Origin of the sequence: Micromonospora sp. WMMD967 (assembly GCF_029626165.1) — a bacterium.
GTDB lineage: Bacteria > Actinomycetota > Actinomycetes > Mycobacteriales > Micromonosporaceae > Micromonospora > Micromonospora taraxaci.
Window position 1 is genome coordinate 1724559 of record NZ_JARUBK010000001.1, and the last position, 21090, is coordinate 1745648.

21 protein-coding genes and 1 pseudogene are annotated in these 21090 nt (G+C 70.3%); 20 read left to right on the top strand and 2 right to left on the bottom strand.

Annotated features, from left to right (window positions below; translation table 11 throughout):
• The first annotated feature begins 19 nt into the window (after nt 1-19).
• From O7631_RS08150 to O7631_RS08245, 20 genes are all read left to right on the top strand, one after another.
• On the top strand, nt 20-295 hold the full coding sequence (locus O7631_RS08150; protein WP_278143717.1) for an acyl carrier protein: 276 nt from the start codon (nt 20-22) through the stop codon (nt 293-295).
• A complete protein-coding gene (fabG, locus tag O7631_RS08155; RefSeq protein WP_278143718.1) occupies nt 292-1077 on the top strand; it encodes a 3-oxoacyl-ACP reductase FabG in 786 nt (261 codons plus the stop codon). Before O7631_RS08150 ends, fabG begins: the two co-directional genes overlap by 4 nt.
• A gap of 49 nt (nt 1078-1126) precedes the next feature.
• A complete protein-coding gene (locus O7631_RS08160; protein WP_278143719.1) occupies nt 1127-2071 on the top strand; it encodes an aromatase/cyclase in 945 nt (314 codons plus the stop codon).
• A gap of 2 nt (nt 2072-2073) precedes the next feature.
• Nucleotides 2074-3570 carry an FAD-dependent monooxygenase gene (locus tag O7631_RS08165; RefSeq protein ID WP_278143720.1) on the top strand — a complete coding sequence of 499 codons (1497 nt, stop codon included), beginning with the start codon at nt 2074-2076 and terminating at the stop codon, nt 3568-3570.
• Between the two features lie 7 nt (nt 3571-3577).
• Nucleotides 3578-4255, top strand: a complete 678-nt coding sequence (locus O7631_RS08170) for an antibiotic biosynthesis monooxygenase (RefSeq protein ID WP_278143721.1) — start codon at nt 3578-3580, stop codon at nt 4253-4255.
• Between the two features lie 3 nt (nt 4256-4258).
• Nucleotides 4259-5755, top strand: coding sequence for an FAD-dependent monooxygenase (locus O7631_RS08175; protein WP_278143722.1), 1497 nt, complete (start codon nt 4259-4261; stop codon nt 5753-5755).
• The gene (locus tag O7631_RS08180; RefSeq protein ID WP_278143723.1) at nt 5755-6675 is read left to right on the top strand and encodes an alpha/beta fold hydrolase; all 921 of its coding nucleotides are present in this window, start codon (nt 5755-5757) and stop codon (nt 6673-6675) included. The genes O7631_RS08175 and O7631_RS08180 overlap by 1 nt, the downstream gene beginning before the upstream one ends.
• Nucleotides 6669-8216 carry an acyl-CoA carboxylase subunit beta gene (locus tag O7631_RS08185; protein ID WP_278143724.1) on the top strand — a complete coding sequence of 516 codons (1548 nt, stop codon included), beginning with the start codon at nt 6669-6671 and terminating at the stop codon, nt 8214-8216. Before O7631_RS08180 ends, O7631_RS08185 begins: the two co-directional genes overlap by 7 nt.
• 13 nt (nt 8217-8229) lie before the next feature.
• A complete protein-coding gene (locus O7631_RS08190; protein WP_278143725.1) occupies nt 8230-8436 on the top strand; it encodes an acyl-CoA carboxylase epsilon subunit in 207 nt (68 codons plus the stop codon).
• Nucleotides 8437-8462: 26 nt separating this feature from the next.
• The gene (locus O7631_RS08195; protein WP_278143726.1) at nt 8463-8927 is read left to right on the top strand and encodes a nuclear transport factor 2 family protein; all 465 of its coding nucleotides are present in this window, start codon (nt 8463-8465) and stop codon (nt 8925-8927) included.
• Between the two features lie 50 nt (nt 8928-8977).
• Nucleotides 8978-9589, top strand: coding sequence for an NAD(P)H-dependent oxidoreductase (locus O7631_RS08200; protein WP_278143727.1), 612 nt, complete (start codon nt 8978-8980; stop codon nt 9587-9589).
• A gap of 187 nt (nt 9590-9776) precedes the next feature.
• On the top strand, nt 9777-10844 hold the full coding sequence (locus O7631_RS08205; protein ID WP_278143728.1) for a hypothetical protein: 1068 nt from the start codon (nt 9777-9779) through the stop codon (nt 10842-10844).
• A 78-nt stretch (nt 10845-10922) separates the two neighbouring features.
• Nucleotides 10923-11600 (top strand): nitroreductase family protein, encoded by a 678-nt coding sequence (locus O7631_RS08210; protein ID WP_278143729.1) that lies wholly within the window; start codon nt 10923-10925, stop codon nt 11598-11600.
• Nucleotides 11597-12472: an AfsA-related hotdog domain-containing protein gene (locus O7631_RS08215; RefSeq protein ID WP_278143730.1), complete on the top strand. Its 876-nt coding sequence runs from the start codon at nt 11597-11599 to the stop codon at nt 12470-12472. Before O7631_RS08210 ends, O7631_RS08215 begins: the two co-directional genes overlap by 4 nt.
• On the top strand, nt 12469-13110 hold the full coding sequence (locus O7631_RS08220; RefSeq protein ID WP_278143731.1) for an isoprenylcysteine carboxylmethyltransferase family protein: 642 nt from the start codon (nt 12469-12471) through the stop codon (nt 13108-13110). Before O7631_RS08215 ends, O7631_RS08220 begins: the two co-directional genes overlap by 4 nt.
• Nucleotides 13111-13113: 3 nt before the next feature.
• Nucleotides 13114-15852, top strand: a complete 2739-nt coding sequence (locus tag O7631_RS08225; protein WP_278143732.1) for a PEP/pyruvate-binding domain-containing protein — start codon at nt 13114-13116, stop codon at nt 15850-15852.
• Nucleotides 15849-16931, top strand: a complete 1083-nt coding sequence (locus O7631_RS08230; RefSeq protein ID WP_278143733.1) for a ketoacyl-ACP synthase III family protein — start codon at nt 15849-15851, stop codon at nt 16929-16931. The genes O7631_RS08225 and O7631_RS08230 overlap by 4 nt, the downstream gene beginning before the upstream one ends.
• 67 nt (nt 16932-16998) lie before the next feature.
• The gene (locus tag O7631_RS08235; RefSeq protein ID WP_278143734.1) at nt 16999-18273 is read left to right on the top strand and encodes a cytochrome P450; all 1275 of its coding nucleotides are present in this window, start codon (nt 16999-17001) and stop codon (nt 18271-18273) included.
• Entirely contained in the window at nt 18270-19148 is an 879-nt protein-coding gene (locus O7631_RS08240) for a hypothetical protein (protein WP_278143735.1), read from the top strand. Before O7631_RS08235 ends, O7631_RS08240 begins: the two co-directional genes overlap by 4 nt.
• A gap of 372 nt (nt 19149-19520) precedes the next feature.
• Complete coding sequence (locus tag O7631_RS08245; RefSeq protein WP_278143736.1) at nt 19521-19688, top strand: hypothetical protein; 168 nt, start codon at nt 19521-19523, stop codon at nt 19686-19688.
• On the opposite strand, the pseudogene O7631_RS33265 reads toward O7631_RS08245, so the two are convergent.
• Nucleotides 19639-19893: pseudogene (locus tag O7631_RS33265) on the bottom strand (hypothetical protein); the annotation flags it as partial. The gene O7631_RS08245 and the pseudogene O7631_RS33265 sit on opposite strands and share 50 nt — an antisense overlap.
• Nucleotides 19894-20049: 156 nt before the next feature.
• Nucleotides 20050-21027, bottom strand: a complete 978-nt coding sequence (locus tag O7631_RS08250; RefSeq protein ID WP_278143737.1) for a LysR family transcriptional regulator — start codon at nt 21025-21027, stop codon at nt 20050-20052.
• Between the last annotated feature and the right edge of the window lie 63 nt (nt 21028-21090).

Genomic DNA, 21090 nt, shown 5'->3' on the forward strand with positions numbered 1-21090 from the left:
GAAAGGACAAAGGCCAGCCATGGCTGACATCCAGTTCACCCTGGACGACCTGAAGAGGATTCTCACCGAGGGGGCCGGCACCGACGAGGCGGTGGACCTGGACGGCGACATCCTGGACCGCACGTTCCAGGAGCTCGGCTACGAGTCGCTGGCGCTGCTGGAGACCGGTGGCCGGATCGAGCGGGAGTACGGCGTCGCGCTCGGCGACGACCTGCTCCTGGACGGCTCCACCCCGCGCAGCCTGGTCGGTACGGTCAACGACCTGCTCGACCTGGCCACGGAGCCGACCCGATGACCGCCGGTGAACCGCGGGTCGCGGTCGTCACCGGAGCCACCAGCGGCATCGGCTTGGCGGTGACCCGGCTGCTGGCCGGTACCGGCCACCGGGTCTTCATCGGTGCCCGCACCGCGGAGAACGTCACCGCCACCGTCAAGCAGTTGCAGGAGGAAGGGCTCGACGTGGACGGCGGCCCGGTGGACGTCGGCTCGCCGGAGCAGGTCAAGGCGTTCGTCCAGGCCGCGGTGGACCGGTTCGGCAGTGTCGACGTGCTGGTCAACAACGCCGGACGCAGTGGTGGCGGGGTGACCGCGGACATCGCCGACGAGCTCTGGTTCGACGTGATCAACACAAACCTGAACAGCGTCTTCCTGGTCACCCGCGAGGTGCTCACCACCGGTGGCATGCGGCACAAGGACCGCGGTCGGATCATCAACATCGCCTCCACCGCGGGCAAGCAGGGAGTGGTGCTCGGCGCGCCCTACTCGGCGTCGAAGCACGGCGTCGTCGGCTTCACCAAGGCGCTCGGCAACGAGTTGGCCCCGACCGGCATCACCGTGAACGCCGTCTGCCCGGGATATGTGGAGACCCCGATGGCACAGCGGGTTCGCGCCGGCTACGCGCAGGCCTACGACACCAGCGAGGACGCGATCCTCACCAAGTTCCAGGCGAAGATCCCGCTCGGCCGGTACTCCACCCCGGAGGAGGTCGCCGGGTTGGTCGGTTACCTGACCTCGGACACCGCCGCGTCGATCACCGCGCAGGCCCTCAACGTCTGCGGCGGCCTGGGCAACTTCTGACCACGGATCGCCTTCCTTCTACCCCGTCACGAGTGAGCAGGAGCAGCACATGGCAGAACCCGGATCGCGTGAGGTGGAGCACGAGATAACGGTCGAGGCTCCGGCCCCGACCGTGTACCGCCTGATCGCCGAGGTGGAGAACTGGCCACGGATCTTCCCCCCGACGATCTTCGTCGACTACCTGAGCCGGGGTGAGCGCGAGGAACGGATCCGAATCTGGGCCACCGCGAACGGCGAGGCGAAGAACTGGACCTCGCATCGCACCCTGGACCCGGACGCCCTGCGCGTGACGTTCCGGCAGGAGGTCTCCGCACCGCCGGTCGCCGCGATGGGTGGCACCTGGATCATCGAGGCGCTCTCCGAGACGTCGTCGCGGATCCGGCTGTTGCACGACTACCGGGCGGTCGACGATGACCCCGCCGGACTCGCCTGGATCGACCAGGCGGTGGACCGTAACTCCCGCGCCGAACTCGCCTCCCTGAAGACCACCGTCGAGCTGGCGCACGCCGACACGGAGCTGACGTTCTCCTTCGAGGACTCGGTGCGGATCGCCGGTGCGGCCAAGGACGTCTACGACTTCATCAACGAGGCGGACCGGTGGCCGGAGCGGCTGCCACACGTGGCCCGGGTCGGCTTCACCGAGGAGACGCCGGGCCTGCAGACCCTGGAGATGGACACTCGGGCCCGGGACGGCTCCACCCACACCACCAAGTCGTACCGGGTCACGTTCGCGCCCCGGCGGATCGCGTACAAGCAGGTCACCCTGCCCGCCCTGATGACGCTGCACACCGGGATCTGGACGTTCGCCGACGACAGCGACGGTGTCGTGGCCACCTCGCAGCACACCGTGGTGCTCAACGCCGGGAACATCGCGGCGGTGCTGGGGCCGGAGGCGACCGTCGCCGACGCCCGAGAGTACGTGCGCGGCGCACTGAGCACGAACAGCCGGGCCACCCTGGAGCACGCGAAGGCGTACGCCGAGGCGAGGCGCTGACCGTGCGAGCGTCCGTGATCGTCGTCGGCGGCGGCCCGGTCGGGCTGATGCTCGCCGGTGAGCTGCGCCTGGGCGGCGCGGACGTGCTGCTGCTGGAGCAGCGGCACACGGTGACCACCGAGTCCAGGGCCTCCACACTGCACGCCCGCACGATGGAGATCCTGGACAGCCGAGGGCTGCTGGATCCGCTGGGCGGCCCGCCGAATCTGCCGCGTGGGCACTTCGGCGGGCTGCCGATGGATCTCACCCTGCCCGGGAGCCACCCGGGCCAGTGGAAGGTGCCGCAGGCCCGCACCGAGGAGCTGCTGGAGAAGTGGGCGGGCTCGCTCGGCGCCGGGATCCGGCGCGGGTACGAGCTGGTCGCTCTGACCACGACGGAGCAAGGGGTCGAGGCGGCGGTCACCGGCCCGGACGGCGTGCCGCGCACCGTCCGCGGCGACTACCTGGTCGGCTGCGACGGCGAGGAGAGCACGGTCCGCCGTCTGACCGGGGCCGCGTTCCCCGGGCACGACGCGGTTCGCGAGCTGCTGCGCGCCGACGTGGCCGGCATCGACATCCCGGACCGGCGGTTCGAGCGGCTGCCCGCCGGCCTCGCGATCGCGGCTCGGCAGCCCGGCGGCGTAACCCGGGTGATGGTGCACGAGTTCGGCCGTACGTTCGTCGAGCGCTCCACGCCGCCCGAGTTCGGTGAGATCGCCGAGATGTGGCGGCGGGTCACCGGTGAGGAGATCTCTGCCGGCACACCACTCTGGGTGAACTCGTTCGGCGACGCGAGCCGGCAGCTGACCCACTACCGGCACGGCCGGGTGCTGTTCGCCGGTGACGCGGCGCACCGGCAGCTCCCGGTTGGCGGGCAGGCGCTCAACCTGGGCCTGCAGGACGCGGTGAACCTGGGCTGGAAGCTGGCTGCGGTGGTGCTCGGGCAGGCCCCGCAGGAGCTGCTGGACACCTACCACGACGAGCGGCATCCGGTTGGCCGGCGGGTGCTGGCGAACATCGAGGCGCAGGCTCGGCTGCTGCTCGGTGGCGTCGAGGTGGAGCCGCTGCGCGCGGTCGTCGGCGAACTGCTCGGCTACGACGACGTCCGGCGGCACCTGGCCGGCGCGATCTCCGGCGTCGACGTCCGGTACGACCTCGGCGTCGCCCCGGGCGCCCACGAGCTGCTCGGCCGGAGGGTGGCGGACGTGCCGCTGACCGTCGCCGGGGCGCCGGCCCGCCCCGCCGAACTGCTGCGCGCCGGTCGCGGCGTCCTTCTCCTGCTTGCCGATCCGGCGCTCAACAGCGCACTCACGGTGCTCGCCGAGGCGTGGGCGGACCGGGTGGACCCGGTGACCGCCGAGACGCCGGCGGACGGCCCGCTCGGTGGCACAGCCGCGCTCCTGATCCGGCCGGACGGGCATGTCGCCTGGTGCGCCACCGGCCCGGACGACCCGCGGGCTGCGCTGCGGCGCTGGTTCGGCCCGGCCGGTACCCGACCCTCTCCCTCGTCTGAAAGGTAGTCCGACCATGCCATTCCTCGCACCGAACGACGGGTTCGTCAACGTATTCAACCTCTTCGAGATAGCCGAACCGGAGGGCCAGCAGCGGGTCGTCGACGAGATGAAGAAGATCGTCGACACGGCCGACTACCCGGGCTGGATCTCGTCCACCGTCCACGAGGGGCTGGACACCCCGGGCACGCTCAACTGCGTCCAGTGGCGCAGCGTCGAGGACCTGCGCGCCCGGTACGCCGGCGAGAAGTTCAAAAAGAAGACTGTGCCGCTGTTCGACCAGATCGCGACCAGCACCCGGCTGCTGCAGACCGAAGTGGCGTTCAGCCAGGTGCACCCGTCCCGGGGCGACGTCGTGGAGATTTCGCCGGACCGGGACGACTACACCGTCTTCATCGTCCTCGGCGTCGACCCGGAGCAGCAGAAGGAGCTGTTGGAGACGGTGGCGCAGCCGGAGCCGTGGCTCTTCGACGTACCCGGCTACCGCTCGCACACCTACCTGCGCGGTCTGGACGGCACTGTCGTCTGCAACTACGCGCAGTGGGACAGCAAGGAGCTCTACGACGCGTTCCACACCATGCCCGAGGAGCAGCGGCCGTCGGACGTACGCGCCGCGCGGGTGCGGGCCCGGGCCCTGGCCACGTCGCGGTTCGCCAACACGTTCCGAGCTGTGCACACCCGGTCGGCGGGCTGAGCCGTGGAGACTGATGTCATCGTGGTCGGGGCCGGACCGACCGGCCTGATGCTCGCCGGCGAGCTGCGTCTCGGCGGAGCCCGGGTGATCGTCCTGGAACGGCTTGCCACACCGACCGGGCAGTCGCGGGGGCTCGGTTTCACCGCGCGGGCGATGGAGTCGTTCGACCAGCGCGGTCTGCTGCCCCGGTTCGGGGACCTGGAGACCAGCCCGATGGGGCACTTCGGCGGCGTGCAGTTCGACTACACAGTGCTGCCCGGTGGGCACTTCGGTGCCCGCGGGATCCCGCAGTCGCAGACCGAGGCGGTGCTGGAGTCGTGGGCCGCCGAGTCCGGCGCCGACATCCGCCGTGGCTGGGCGCTGCGCGAGCTGACCGACGAGGGCACCGGCGTACGGGTCAGCGTGGACACGCCGGACGGCGTACGTGAGCTGACGGCCGCCTACCTGGTCGGGTGCGACGGCGGGCACAGCACGGTCCGCAAGCTGGCCGGCTTCGACTTCCCGGGCACCGCGGCCACCCGGGAGATGTACCTCGCGGACGTGGTCGGGTGCGGGCTGAAGCCCCGGTTCCTGGGCGAGACCCTGCCCGAGGGAATGGTGATGGCCGCACCGCTCGGCCCGGGCGTGGACCGGATCATCGTCTGCCCGCACGGCACGCCGCCACGGGACGCGACCGAGCGCCCGCTCACCTATCAGGAGGTCGCCGACGCCTGGCAGCGGATCACCGGCGAGGACATCCACGGCGGCTCGGCGCACTGGGTCAGTTCGTTCACCGATGCCACCCGGCAGGCGAGCGAGTACCGGCGCGGGCGAGTGCTCCTCGCCGGCGACGCGGCGCACATCCACCTGCCCGCCGGTGGTCAGGGCTTGAGCACCGGGGTGCAGGACGCCGTGAACCTGGGCTGGAAGCTCGCTGCGGTGATCCGTGGCAGCGCACCGGACGGCCTGCTGGACACGTACCACGGGGAGCGGCACCCGGTTGGTGAGCGGCTGCTGACCACCACCCGGGCGCAGGGGATGGTCTTCCTGGGCGGCGACGCGGCGGCACCGCTGCGCCAACTGCTCACCGAACTGGTCGAGTACGACGACGTCAAGCGCCACCTGGCCGGCATCGTCAGCCACCTGGCGGTCCGATACGACCTCGGCGAAGCGGGCGGTCATCGGCTGGCCGGTGCCCGGATGGCCGACCGGGAGCTGCTCGGTCCGGCTGGCCGGAGCGGCACTACCGCCCTGCTGCGTATCGCCCAGGGTGTCCTGCTCGACCTCGGCGACGACCCGGCGGTCCGGGACCTCGCGGCCGGCTGGAAGGACCGGGTGATCACCGTGACCGGCACCCTGGCACCGATCGACGGCGACGATCCGGTGGCCGGCGCCACCGCGGTGCTGATCCGTCCGGACGGCTATGTGGCCTGGGCCGGTGCGCCCGGCGAGGAGTCGCCCGGCTCGCTGCCGGCCGCGCTGCGCCGCTGGTTCGGCGTACCGGGGACGGACGCGTCCTGATGACACCGGCGCTGTCCCCGCGAGTACGCCGAATCACCCTGGACGGTGCCGGCGTCACCCTCTCCGCGCTCCTCAGCGAGGCCGACCCGGCGGAGGATCGCGACGCGGCCGGAACACCCGGTACGGGGCCACGCGCCACGGTGGTGGCGTTGCACGGCGGCGGGATGAGCGCCGGATACTTCGACGGGCAGGCCCATCCGGATCTGTCGCTGCTCACGCTGGGCGCCCGGCTCGGCTGGACGGTGCTGGCGGTGGACCGCCCCGGCTACGGGGCGTCCGCCGCCGCCCTGCCGGACGGCCAGACCCTCGCCGCCCAGGCGGCCACCCTGCGTGCCGGGCTGCGGGACTTCGCGAGCCGGTTCCGCACTGGGGCCGGGCTGCTCCTGCTCGCCCACTCGTACGGTGGCAAGCTCGCCCTGACCTGCGCGGCCGACCCGGACGGCCTGGCTCTGCTCGGGCTGGACATCTCCGGCTGCGGCCACCTCTACGCCACCGACATCAACGACGTCACCGAACGGGGTGGCGCATGGCGGCGCAACTGGGGAGTGCTGGGTCTCTACCCGCCGAACGCCTTCCGCCTGAGCGAGTCGCTCGTGTCGCCGATGCCCGACCGGGAGCGCCGCGAGGCGGCCCGCTGGCCGGAGATCTTCCCCGACCTGGCGGCCCGGATCCGGGTGCCGGTGCGGCTGACCTTCGCCGGGCACGAGTACTGGTGGCGGCACGACAGCGAGGCGATCGCCGACCTGACCGCCCGGCTGAGCGCCGCGCCCCGGGTCGAGGTGGACCGCCAGCCGGATGCCGGCCACAACATCAGCCTCGGCTGGGCGGCGCGCGCGTACCACCTGCGCGCCCTCGCGTTCGCCGAGGAGTGCCGTGCCGGTCTCGACATCAACGTGAGGAGGGTACCGACGTCATGCTGACCGATCCGCTGGAGCGATTGCACGAACTGCGAGCGGTGGCTCGGGCCGGCCCCGATCCGGGCGCCGACGCCCGGCAGCACGCGAAGGGCAAGCTCACCGCGCACGAACGGATCGCGCTCCTGCTCGACAAGGGCAGCTTCACCGAGATCGAGTCGCTGCGGCGGCATCGCGCGACCGGTTTCGGTCTGGAGGCGAAGCGACCGTACGGCGACGGCGTGGTCACCGGGTGGGGCCTGGTCGAGGGCCGGCCCGTCTTCGTCTACGCCCACGACTTCCGGGTCTTCGGAGGTGCGCTCGGCGAGGCCCACGCGCAGAAGATCCACAAGCTGATGGACATGGCGCTGGCCGCCGGGGCGCCGTTGGTGTCGCTCAACGACGGCGCCGGTGCCCGGATTCAGGAGGGGGTGAGCGCGCTCGCCGGGTACGGCGGGATCTTCCAGCGCAACACCAGAGCCTCCGGCGTGATCCCGCAGATCTCGGTGATGCTCGGCCCCTGTGCGGGCGGCGCCGCCTACTCGCCGGCCCTGACCGACTTCGTCTTCGCGGTCCGCGGCATCTCACAGATGTTCATCACCGGGCCCGACGTAGTGCACGCGGTCACCGGGGAACGGGTCACGCAGAACGAGCTCGGCGGTGCGGACGTCCACGCGTCCCTCTCCGGTGTGGCCCACTTCGTCCACGACGACGAGGAGAGCTGCCTCGCCGACGTGCGGTACCTGCTCTCCCTGCTGCCGCCGAACAACCGCGAGCTGGCCCCGGTGGTGCCGACCGACGATCCGGCCGACCGGAACCTGGACGCGGTGCTGGAGCTGGTGCCGGCCGACGGCGGACAGGCGTACGACATCCGCGGGGTGATCGAGGAGATCGTGGACGACGGCGAGCACATGGAGGTGCACGCCGCCTGGGCGCCGAACATCGTCTGCACGCTGGCCCGGCTCGACGGCCACAGCGTCGGCGTGGTCGCGAACCAGCCAGCTGCGCTCGCCGGGGTGCTGGACATCGCGGCGAGCGAGAAGGCGGCGCGCTTCGTGCAGTTCTGCGACGCCTTCAGCATCCCGCTGATCACGCTGGTCGACGTGCCGGGATTCCTTCCCGGGGTGACCCAGGAGCACGACGGGATCATCCGGCACGGCGCCAAGCTGCTCTACGCGTACTGCAACGCGACCGTGCCGCGGATCTCCGTGGTGCTGCGCAAGGCGTACGGAGGCGCGTACATCGTGATGGACTCCCGGTCCACCGGCGCCGACCTCGCCCTGGCCTGGCCGGGCAACGAGATCGCTGTCATGGGTGCCGAGGGCGCGGTGAACGTGCTGTTCCGCCGGGAGATCGCGGCCGCGGAGGACCCGGACGCGGTGCGGCGCGACCGGATCGAGGAGTACCGGGAGTCGCTGGTGCATCCGTACTACGCGGCCGAGCGGGGCCTGGTCGACGAAGTGATCGACCCGCGCGAGACACGGGCAGTGCTCTGCCGGGCGGTGGCCATGCTCGCCACCAAGCACGCCGACCTGCCGCATCGCAAGCATGGGAATCCACCGCAATGAGGGAGGCATCTCGATGGATGGCGACGGGACACGACAGGTGATCCGGGTGGAGCGCGGCGCCGCAGGAGCAGAGGAACTTGCCGCGCTCGCGGCGGTGCTGCTGACCCGCACCGCGCCGGCCGACCCGGCCGATGGCGGCCACGGGACCCGCCCGACGGCCCGGTGGCGGCGTTTCGACCGGCCGGTTCAGTTCGGCGGCGCGCGCACCTGGCGCTTCTGACCACTTTCGACGACCGGAAAGAATCCATGACTGACGACATCACCGCCCTTGCCGCCCAGGTCCGACAGCTCAGCGACCGAGCCGCGATCACCGAGCTGTGCGACCGCTACGTCCTGCACCTCGACAAGGATCGCCACAACGACGACTGGTTCGGTGCGGTTTTCACCGACGACTGCCACCTCACCTTCCCCATGGGTGAGTACAAGGGTTTCGACGGCCTCGCCGCCTTTCAGCAGATGGCTCGCAAGACCTTCGAGACCACGCACCACATCGGCTCCAACTACACCATCGAGCTCGACGGTGACCACGCCGACATCCGGGCCCATTTGACCGCTGTTCACGTGAAGCGTGGCGCGGAGCCGGCGACCCATTTCGACATCGGCGGCCACTACGAGGCCGTGGCGGTGCGCACCCCGGCCGGATGGCGGATCCGTCGCTTCGTCTTCGACCTGGTGTGGGCGGCGGGCGACCCGAACTTGCGGCACTCCTGACTGCCCTGCCCGTCCCGCCACATTCAGCCCCTGACTGAGAAGAGTAGGAAATGACCAAGATCGCCGTCATCATCGGCAGCACTCGTCCCGGCCGTCGCGGAGCCAACGTGGCCCAGTGGGTGCAAGACGCCTCGAACAGCCATGAGGCCATCAAAGCCGGTGACGCCGCCGTCGAGATCGTGGACATCGCAGAGTTCGGTCTTCCGCTGCTCGACGAGGCGATGCCGGCCGCGTTCGGCCAGTACCGCAACGAGCACACCCACCAGTGGTCGCGGACGATCGCTTCCTACGATGCCTTCGTCTTCGTGACCCCGGAATACAACCGTTCCGTGCCGGCTCCGCTGAAGAACGCGATCGATTTCCTCTACCACGAGTGGTCGAACAAGGCCGCCGGTTTCGTCAGCTATGGCACTCAGGGCGGAGTCCGCGCCGTCGAGCACCTGCGGACCTCGCTGGCAGAGGTGAAGGTGGCCGACGTGGCGACCGCGGTCGGTCTGCAGATCTTCACCGACTTCACGTTCTCCGACCCCACCAACCCTCTCGACCCGGGCACCGTGACCCCCGGCCCACACCACGAGCCGGCACTGCACAAGATGCTGGACGAGCTGATCGCGTGGTCCGGTGCCCTGAAGCCGCTGCGCGCCGAGGCCGCCGCGCACTGACTTGCTGTCGAATGGTCCCGGTTCCGCGCCTCGCGGTCGCATCAGCCCTCCGCCCGTTCAGCGACCCGCCACCGGCGTGGAACCACTGATTCGAAATCAGATCGCTGAACCAGTTCCAGCGCTTGCGTTCTGGCAGGAAATAGCTGACTGCGCTCCCCTCCGCCCACCAGTCAATGGAAGTGAAGAGATGGCTGTCTTGCTCGCCGACAAGGTGCTCAGGCTCTCCCTGACCACTTTCCCGATCATCAACGCGTCGCAGTTCTTTCCGGCCCTCTCAACCTACCGGGTCGAGAGGACTTTCGACCTCGCCGAGTTCGAGCAGGCCGTGACGCACTTCTTCTCAGGCAATCCGTTCTTCGCGAAGTGTCACCTGATCGAGCTGACCTTCGACACTCCCGAGGAATTCCCCCTCTCCTCCTTCCAGGAGCTCCTCGCCGAGAGGTACGAAGACTTCTACGACAGCTTCCTGCTCGCTTCGGTGACCTACCGCTCCGACCCGAACCGGCAGGGGATCTTCACGTGCATGCCGTTCCCGCTGCAGGACGGATACAAGGTCTTCCGCTTCCACCAGGCGCTGATGAAGACCCTGAAAACTCGGGAGGACGCCTTCCAGATCGCACAGAACCTGAAAGAGTTGGGGATCCGCCCAGATGAGCTGGCGGACTTGATGCCGCCGGTCGAGAAATCGCCCTCCGGCGCTGACAAGAAACTCCCCGTCAAGTTCGCCGAGAGCTGTACCTCACCCGCCAAGATCGGACCCTTCCTGGACAAAATGAGGGCCGACTTCATCAAGCGCGACTGCAAGAACATGTTCGTTCTCAAGAACAGTCTTTACTCGCCCAAGCTGACCCTGGGTAACTCGCTTCAGTTCCTGCCGTTGCCACGAAACGTGGTTGAGCAGAGCTCTGGCATCCAAATCCGCGACTACTATCGCGACGAGGAGCGGCGGCAGATGGATCTGCTGTCCGGCGTCGAGCGGCGAGATGACTTCATCGAGGCCGGCCGGACCCGGATCGGGTGGATGAGTGCCACGCCCGAAATCTTCGCCGTCAACAATTACGGCAATGTGTCGGCGCACGACGGCTCGGACGTGAGTGCGGACCAGGGCGTGCTGGTGAGATACGAGTGGCATATGCCGAGCATCGTGTTGGAACTCACGGCGGGCGTCTCGTGGACAGTCACCATTCGCGACAAGGCGTTCAACTTCGAGACGGTCCGAACTGCCTCTCACGATGGGTCGGTTGCTCATCACTGAATGATCGGCAGGCCGATGTCGACACGCCACCCGACCACTCATCTGCGGTTCTGACCATCAGCTGGCGCTACTGCTTCTGTGAGCGTCAACTACGACGGAGGGTACATGCTGGCGCCGGATCAGCTTCTCACTACTACCAGGGCCGTCCGCAATCGGCTCGATCTATCCCGCCCGGTCGATTCGAGCACGATTGAGGAATGTCTGCGCATCGCGTTGCAGGCGCCGTCACGGGCCAACGTGCAACCGTGGCACTGGATCGTCGTCACCGATCCGCGGCAACGTGCCGCAGTGGGGTTCTGGTATGCCCGCGCCTGGCGGGAACGGTTCGAGGCGAACCCCGACCCCTATCCGGCTGCCACCATCCGCAGTGCTCGGCACCTCGCCGACCATATCGCCGACGTGCCGGTCCTGGTGATTCCTTGTCTGGAACTGGAAGCCCTGGAACTACCTACGGGAAATCAGGCCAGCCTCTGGGGTTCCCTGTTGCCCGCAGTGTGGAGCTACATGCTCGCTGCGCGCGCTCGAGGGCTCGGCACCGCTTGGACCACAGTGCATCTGGCGTACGAGCGTGAAGTGTCGGCGGTGTTGGACCTGCCGGATCACATCCGCCAGGCGGCGCTGATCCCCACCGCGCACGCCATCGGCACGGAGTTCCGTCCCGCCCGTCGTCGACCACTGGAAACAGTGCTGCACCTGGACCGCTGGTCGCGTAGCGATGGCGGGCGTTCCGAGCAGGAAGGGCTGAGTGCGAGATGAACTATCCCTCCACCATCGTCCAGCCCGCTGCGGACAGCGCCGCACTACTGGACGCCGTCCGGCGACACGACGACGACGGCTACCGGTGGACAGCCGACCTGCGCGTCGACCCGTCGGATCCGTTCTTCTTCGATCATCCCCTCGATCATGTGCCGGGAATGCTGCTCTTCTGCGCCGCGTGGGATCTGGCCCGGGCCGGTGCCGCAGGTCCGGCTGCCCACCGGCTGCGTACCGCGCTGACCTTCCGTCGCATCTGTGAACTCGCACCCGCCCCGGAGCTGGAGGTGGTCGGCGGCGCCGGCCGGTACGACGTGTACGTCCGGCAGGGTGGGGCGGTAGCGGCCGACGGCTGGTTCGCGTTCGAAGCCGCAGGCACCGTCACGATGCCACCGGCGGCACCCTTACGCCCGCGGCCGGCGGAGGCGCTGCTGGTGCACCGGGTCCGCGCGGAGAACATCATGATCGGTGAACCCGAGCAGACGGACGACGGGTTGAGGGCTCCGGTACTGGTGCCACCGGCCGGGCATGCCCTGACGGGCCGCGGTGGCGACACCCATGCGGTCGAATGCCTGATCGAGGCTGCCCGCCAGTTCTGCACACTGCTGGTGCACCGGGTGGGTCGCTGGCCGCAGGACACCCAGATCATGTGGCTGGGGGTGACCGCCGATCTGCCCATCGACCTGCCGGACACGTCCGGTTTGGCTCTGCGCTGGCGTAACTGCCCGCTCGGAACCGGTCGGACATGGTGTGACTTCGACCTGATCGGTCCCGACGATCGGGCCCCGGTGCTGGGCACGCTGCGCTTCCACGTCAAGATGCTGAGCGCGCACGCCTACGACCGGTACCGACGCGCCACCGGTGGCGTCGCATGACCCAGCGGATGACCGTCGCCTGCCTGCACTTCCTCCTGCCGGCCGCCGTCGTGGCGTTCGTCATCGGGATCGGGGGTCACCTGCGCCGGCCGGACGAGCCGGTGCACCTGGCTGCGGCGGCCATGGGTGGTGGGTATCTCCTGTGGCTCCTGAGCGAGGCCCGGATCACGGTGCGTCACCCCGACGAGCTGGCCGCCGAGAACCACACGCTGCTGCCGTACGCGCTGGCCAGGATCGGGACCGGCGTGTCGGCGATCCTGGGGCCGGTGCACCGGGAGCACCTGTCGCCATGGCTGGCCGTCCCGGCGGTGGTGTTCGTCGCCGCGGTGGTGCTGCGCCTGATGGCGATTCGTACCCTGGGCCGGTTCTACTCGCACCACGTCGTTCGATACCGCGACCACTCGATTGTCACGTCCGGGCCGTACCGGTTCGCCCGGCACCCGGCGTACACCGGGATGCTGCTGGCCAATACCGCCTTCGTGGTCTTCTTCGGCAATCCGCTGAGCCTGCTCCTCCTCATCGCGCTCGGTGCGGTGATCGTGTGGCGGATCCGGGTCGAGGAGCGGGTGCTGTTCACCGTTCCCGGTTACCCCGTGTACGCCGGTGGCCGTGCCCGCCTCGTTCCCGGGGTGTGGTGAGCGATGCGGCTCGTCCTTTCCGGGCCGGCGTTGGCCGACCCCACGCTGGTGGGATTCAAGTTCTCTCGACAGGACGTGATGCGTCGGGCCGGGCTCGAGGTGCCCGGGTTCTTCTGCCTGACCGGGGAGGCGTTCGGTGCGGTGGTGCCGGCGCCGACCCCGTTCCCCGGCCCGGACGCGGAGACATCCGAGGTGCTCAGGTGGGCGGAGACGAACCGGGCCCGCGTCCGCGCCGCCGGGGTGCCGACCAGCCTGGCGGAACGGCTGCTCGCCGCGTTCGACGACCTGGCCGGGCCGGACGGTCTCGTCGCCGTGCGGGCCTGCGTGGTGGCCGCCGCCGACGGCACCGGCGAGGACGGCGCGCAGGAGCCGTTCGCGGGCATGTCCGACAGCTTCCTGTACGTCAACCGGGCCGCCCTGATCACCCGGGTCGTGGACTGCTGGGCCTCGGCGTACAACTCGGAGGCGACCGTGTACCGGCTGCATCGGGGGGTCGACCCGGCCGCCGTGCGGATCGCGGTCGGCGTCCAGCGCATGGTGCCCGGTGTCCGCTCGTTCGTGGCCTTCACCCGCGACCCGCGGACCGGCACGGACCGTCGGGTGATCGCCGCCGCGCACGGCATCGGCGAGGGCATCGTGCAGGAGAAGGCCGACATCGAGCACTACTTCGTCGACGGGGCGACCGGCGCGGTGCACGCCGACACGGTCACCAAGCGCACGATGGTCGGGCTGGACCCGGCGCGGCCCGACAACGGTCCGGTCGGCCTACCGGTCCCCGCCCGGCTGGCCGAGCCACCGGTGCTGAGCGACGTCGAGGTGCACGAGATCTGCGCCCTCGCCGCCCGGGTGGAGGGCCTCTTCGGCGGTCCCCAGGACATCGAGGGCACCCTCACCGCCGACGGGCGCGTCCACCTGGTGCAGGCTCGACCGGCGGTCATTCCGACTGCTGCCGTCGACGGTGTCCGGCCAGACCACGCAACCGTGCCGTGGACCAACCACAACCTGACGGAGAGCTTCCCAGGGTTCACCGGCGCCCTGACGTACTCGCAGGCGTGCGTCTTCTACCAGGTGGGCTTCGCGGACTTCTACCGGCGGATGGGGGTGCCGGAACGCTCCCTGCGGAGGCACCGTCATCATCTGAGCCGGATGGTGGGCTACCTCGAGGGGCGGGTCTTCTACCGGCTCGACGCCTGGTTCGCGCTGCACGGGCGGATTCCCGGCTTCGCGCTGATGCGCCCGCTGTGGGAGCGTTCGCTCGGGCTGACCGAGCGGACCGGGATGCCGCCCGAATCGCCAGGCCGGGCGTGGCGGGAGGTGCTGCGGGCCGCCCCACGGCTGGCGCTGCTACTCGCCCGCCAGCCGGCAGAGCTGCGGGCATTTCTGCGCTGGTGGGACGCGCTGGTGGTGGAGACCGGCGGGCTCGCCGACCGTACCCCGGACGAGCTGATCGACCGCTATCGCCAGATATGGGCCGAGGTCGAACGCCGGTGGGGGACCACAATGGTGAGCAGCTACTTCGGCCTGGCGGCGCTGGGCGCCACCACAGTGCTGTTGCGGCGCTGGGTGCCGGATGGGGAAGCGCTGCTGCCCCGCCTGGTGGCGGGTGGCCGGCCGAACCGGACCCTCGCCGCGGTCCGGTCGGCGATCGGCCTGGCGGAGTTGGTCAACGCCGTACCGGAGCTGCGGATGGCGGTGCTTCAACGACCGGAGCCCGAGGTGTGGGCAGAGATCACGGCCGGCCGGTACGGCGCGGATGTCGCGTCCGCCTTCGTCCGCCACCTGGACGCGTACGGGGACCGGGCGCTGCACGACCTCAAGCTCGAGGTGCCCACTCCCCGGCAACGCCCCGCGATGACTCTGGCCACGATCCGCCCTTTCGTCACCCAGGGACTGACCGTCGCCGGCAGCCTCGCCGATGCGCGCCGGGCCCGGAACGAGGCTCGGCAGGAGTTGCGCTCCGCCTGCCCGAATCCGGCCCGGCGGGCGGTGCTGCGCGCCACCCTCGGTGTGCTGCGGTTCTTTCTCACCGCACGGGAGGACACGCGGTTCTGCCGCAGCCAGCTGTACGGGCTCTCCCGGGACGTGTTGTGGCGGCTCGCCGCCGCGCTCGTCGAGGCGGATCTGCTGGACACCGTCGACGACGTGGCCCACCTGCGGGTCGAGGAGGTACTCGGCGCCTTCGACGGCACCGTCGCGGACGCCGACCTGCGCGCCGTGGTGACGCGACGGAGGGTGGAGCTTGCCGTCGCGGCGGACCGTCCGGAACCGCCGGCGTACTTCACCACGCCGAAGGGCGTACCGGTTTGTCCCGGGCTGGTCGCCCGGTCCGGCACCGGGCCGACGCCGGTGGCCGCCGAGGGGGACACCCTGCGGGGTCTGGCCTCCAGCAGTGGCCGGGTCCAGGCCCGCGCCAAGGTGGTGTTGGATGCCGCGGTGCCGCCCGAATCGTGCGCGGACCGGATCCTCGTCGCGCGGGAGACAGACCCCGGGTGGCTGCCGCTGATGATGGCGGCGAAGGGCATCGTGGTGGAACGCGGCAGCATGGTGTCGCACACCGCGATCACCGGCCGGCTGTTGGGCATTCCGACGGTGGTCGCCGTCGCGGGCGCGAGCACCCGCATCCCGGACGGTGCGCTGGTGGAGTTGGACGGGGCTGCGGGGACTGTCCGGCTTCTCTCCGCCGAGCCGGTCGTACCCGGTGCTCGCGTGCCGGCGGGCGTCACCGACGGGGCGACCCCGTGAGGACACCGCAGCTGTACCTCGCCGGGCTGGCCAGTTATCTGCCCGCCTCCGTCGCGGCCGAGGACGCCGTCGCCGCCGGCTGGTACGACGAGCACGAGTGGCGCAACAGCGGCTGGACGGGCGCGGCGGTGGCCGGCCGGATCTCCGCCCCGGACATGGCGGTCGACGCCGCGAACCAGGCCCTGGCGCGGTCCGGGCTCGACCGTGCCGAGATCGCTCTGCTGCTGCACGCCTCGGTCGGTGACCAGGGCCCCGACTACTGGTCGCCGCACCAGTACGTACTACGGCACACGGTGGGCGGCAGCATCCCGGCGGCCGAGCTGCGCCAGGGCTGCAACGGGGCACTGACCGCGCTGGAGTTGGCGTACGGGTACCTCTGCGCCGGTCACCGGACCGCTGCGTTGGTCACCGGGGCCGACAACTTCGGTGTGCCGCGCTTCGACCGGTGGCGGTACGCCTCGGGCGCCAACCCCGGCCGCGGTTCCATCATGGGTGATGCCGCGACCGCCGCCGTGCTGTCCACCGTCGACGGCTTCGCCCGAGTGCGGGCGATGGCCTCCGTGTCGCTGCCCGAACTGGAGGAGATGAACCGGCCTGAGGGCCCGTTGTTTCCGCCGGCGCTCACCTTCGACCGGCCGGTGGACGTGGCCGGACGGCAGTTGAGTTTCGCCCGCCGCTTCCCGAAGGCGGCGCTGGCGGCCAAACAAGCGATCAGCTCGGCCCGGACCGAACTGGGCCTGCGGACCATCGCCGAGGCGGGGATCAGCCCGGCCGACATCGCCCGGGCAACCCACGTCTTCGCGGGCGGCGAGGGCTATCTGCGCAGCGTGCTCGCGCCGATCGGCATCGACCCGGCGCGCGGCATGCTCGCTTTCGGCCGTGACCTCGGCCATTTGTCGGTCAACGACCACTTCGCCGCACTGACCCACCTGGTGGTCACCCGCCAGGTCGCGCCGGGTGACCACGTACTCATGATCAGCAACGGGGTGGGGGTGTCGGTCTCGGCGGCCGTCGTCGAGATCCTCTCCCTGCCGGAGTGGGCCACCGGGCGTCCGGAGTCTCGAAGGGAGACGGTGTGAAGGTTCCGCAGTGGTGGGCTGAGGCCGAGGTCGGCGCCATCCGCCCGCCGATGCTCGGACGACCGTCGTGACCCGCGAGCCGGTACTCGCGCCCGTCACCGTCGGCCCCGGCGGTATCCCCGCGGGCCGCTGCCCGCACTTTCCCCTGCCGGACCTTCCGGGCATCGCGTTGGAGCCCGAGCGCCTGGCGCTGTTGCACGAGGAACCGCTGGTCCCGGTGCGGCTGGCCGGCGGGCAGCAGGTCCTGCTCGTCACCCGGTACGCCGACGTGCGCACCGTGCTGGCGGATCCCAGGTTCAGCCGGGAGGCGTGGCAGGGCGGCACGTTGTTCGCCCGCCAGTCCGCCAGCCTGGCGCTGGCGACCAGCGATGGTCCCACGCACGCCCGCCGCCGGCGCGCCGTCCAGGCCTGGTTCACCCACCGCCGGGCGGAGCAGGCGCGACCGCGCATCGCCGCCATCGCGGACGAGCTGCTGGACCGTGTCGAGGCGGCGGACGAGCCGGTGGACCTGGTCGCCGAGTTCACCACCCCGCTGGCGTACCGGGTCACCTGTGACCTGCTCGGGATTCCGTTCGGCGACCTGGACCGGCTACTGCCACTGGTGACGATCATGATGTCGGCCGGCCGGTTTCCTCCCGACGAGGTCGCCGCCGCCCAGAAGACGATGTACGGCTACGTCCGAGACCGGCTGGCCGAGCGCCGACCGGATGACGCCACCGCCGTCGCGGCGGACGGTGCCGACCTGCTGACCGCATTGCTGGCCGCCCGGGCCCAAGACCGGCTCAGCACCGAGGAGATCACGGTCTTCGCCGCCGGGTTGCTGATGGCGGGGGGCGAGACCACGGCGTCCCACCTGGCGATGTGCATCCTGGCGCTGTTGCGCCGGCCGGAGCTGACGGCGACGCTGCGCCGCGAGCCCAGCCTCATCCCGGCGGCTGTCGAGGAGCTGCTGCGGTGGGTGTGGTTCGTCGGCACCGGCGGGCAGCCGCACGTCGTCATGCAGGACGTGGAACTGGCCGGCCGAGTCCTCGCTGCTGGACAGGTCGTCATCCCGCTCACCGACGCGGGCAACCGCGATCGGGACGCCTTCCCGGACGCCGACCAGTTCCGGCCCGACCGGGACCCGAACGCCCATCTCGGTTTCGGCCACGGGCGGCATCTCTGCCTCGGCGCCTCGCACGCCCGGGTGGAACTGCAGGAGGGCTTGGCGGCGGTCCTTCGCCGCCTGCCCGGGCTGGAGTTGGCGGTGCCGGAGTCGGCCCTGCAATGGCGCGACCAGATGTTCATCCGGGGGGTCTGGGCCCTGCCGGTCCGATGGTCCGGACGGAGCGACGCTGCATGATCACGCGACTGACCCGGTTCGTGGCCGGGAGCTATCCGCCGGTGCCGTCGCTGCTGTTCGCGGGGGCCTGGGCGTACGGGGTGACCGGCTTGTTCGCCGCGATTGATCCCCGCGCCGCGCACTGGGCCCCGGATCTCGGCACCGCCGTGGCGGCGGTCACGCTGGCGGTGAACCTGCTGCTGATGCGGGCCCTCGACGACATACGAGACCTCGACTACGACCGTCGCCTCCACCCCAGCCGACCCTTGGCCGCCGGTCTGGTGCGCCGAACCGATCTCTGCGTCCTGTACGCCGCCGGTGCGCTGCTGCTGCCCGTGCTCAACGCCGGCAACCCGCTCGCCGCGCTCGTCCTGGCCGGACAGCTCGCGTACGGCGCCCTGGTGATCGCCGTCCATCACTGGCTGCGTTGGCCGTCGGCGGACAACCTGATGCTCAACCTCCTGGTGAGCTTCCCGGTGCAACTGCTGCTGCACCTGTATCTCTACGTCGGCTTCCTGCAGGGCACCGGGCTGACGCCAGGACGGCTCGGCGCTGTGGCGATCGCGGTGGTGGTGCTCGCGTCCGTCCACCTGGAATTCGCCAAGAAGATTACTCGAGCAGCCCGGCCGGGCGAGCGGACGTACGTTGCCGTATTCGGTCTCGGCGGCACCATCGCGCTCGCCGTCGCCGCACCGATCGCCTCGATCGTGCTGTTTCTCGGCGTGACGCGGCCATCAGGGTACTGGTGGGTGGCCGTGCTGTTGCCACTTTCCCTGGTGATGGTGGCGGGATGGCGCTTCTGGCATGCTCGCGAGTCCCGATGGTCGCCCGGTGCGGCCAGCTGGTACCTGCTCGTCAGCTTCGCCAGCTATCTGGTGCTCGGCCTGCGAGCATGACCTGACATCTGCGACGGGTCTGCCGCATCGATCCCCGCTCAGGCCTGCGGTGTGTGCTCCCCAGCGGATGCCAACCCGGGTGAACCGGCGCCAACGCGGGTCACCCGGCCGACCGCCGGTCGCGAACCGGGGTTGGTGTGCTCCGGGTGTGGCCCTGGGCTGGGCGAACGGCGGTCCGGGGAACGTGGGTGAACGTGGGCCACTCCCTGCCACCCCAGGTGAACCCCAGGTCGCTGGGGATGGAGCGTCGGTTTCCTAACCCGACGGTTCACCGGTGTCCGCAGGTCGATGACCTGCGGCTTTCTGTCTTCTGCCGTTGCGTGCCGGTCGCTTCGCGGGCTCGCTGCGATCGCTTGCCGAAGATCAGCAGGAATGTTGTGGGCCTTGTGGGCGTCCAGCGCTGGGGCCGGTGACGAGGTATTAAGCGAAGTCGTCGGGATCGAGCTGGGTGGCTTGTCCGAGGGCGTCGGCGAAGATGCGTGGGTCGAAGCCACGGTCGGCGCGCTGCGCGAGGGCGAGAAGGGCGTTGCGGCCGGCTGATGTCGGTCGTCCGCCGGACCTTCGGTCGTAGCGCCTGGCGGATCGTTTCCCGGCTGTATCCGGTGACCCGCTGCAGATCCACCGGCCGCCACCCGGCCGTGTGAAACGCCCGTAGCCGCTCGTCCCGCTCAGTCAACGCAGCCGCCCGCGTCGCCTCGTACCGGGAGACAGCCGCGTGCAGCTCATCCTCGGAGAACCCGCCCATGCCAGTCGGCCTGCCAAGCTAGGCCCAGCGTGCTGACTTCACGTATGCCCGGGCGTGCGGGTTCTCCCGCACCGGCCAATCTGTGGCGCGCGGCAGTCAGAAGCTTGTCGAGCCGCAGTCACGGTCTGCCGGTGGGAAGGACGACGCAAGGCCCGACTACGTCGTTTGCTGAGCCTTTGTGACGACTTGAACGAAGGCGCGTACCAGGGCATTCTCTCCGCCGTTGCGCCACACCGGCGCGTAGTGCAGCACCGGTCCGTCGGTGATGGGCAGGAAGGTGATGTCGCCTCGTTGCCGGGTGGCTGCCACGTCCGATCCGATCGGGGAAACGACGCTGCCGCCGGCGATCGCTCGGAAGGCCTCCTCGAGGGTGACGATGGCCAGCCCGCGCCGGATGGGCCGTCCCGCCGGGGTCGTGGACGGGGTGTGCGCCTCCCACACGTAGTCCGGAATGGGTCCCTCGGGGTAGACCACCGGATGATCGCCGAGATCTTCAAGCTCCACGCTGCCCCGGCCGGCCAGCGGATGACCGGCGGCCACCGCCAACACCAGCTCCTCCCGGTGCAGGATCGGCCCGACCGTGAGGTCGGGCTCGCGGATGGGCAGCCAGAGAATCCCGATGTCGACCGAACCGGCCCGCAGCGGCCCGAGCGGGTCGGTCGGCAGGATCTCGCGCAGGCGCAGCTCGCACTGCGGGTGCCGCTGCCGGAACAGGTCGAGGACGGCCTCGACCGACTGGTAGTGGGTGGCCATTGTGCCGATGGTCAGCGTGCCGGCTTGGCCGCGGGCGGTGGCGGTGGCCTCCTCGATGCCGGAGATGATCTCGCTGTAGCCGGCGCGGAGACGGTCGCGCAGCCGCTCGCCGAGCGGGGTGAGCCGAACAGCACGGCTCGTACGCTCGAAGAGGCCTCCGCCGATCCGGCGTTCCTGCTGTTTGATCGACTGACTGACCCGCGACTGGGACACGTGCAGACGCTCGGCAGTACGACCGAAGTGAAGCTCTTCGGTCAGTGTCAGGAAGATCTCGATATCGCGCAGCTCCACCGGACGGCCCTGTCTCCGATCATCGTGGCCTGGAACTGGGCAGTCTACGGCCGCGACGAGAACGGGCGGCGCGAGCGTGGCGCGGACCACCGGCCGTCGCCGGGCCCGTCGGCGATCGATCACCGCTGGCTAATGCGGCGATGCGATCTTCCG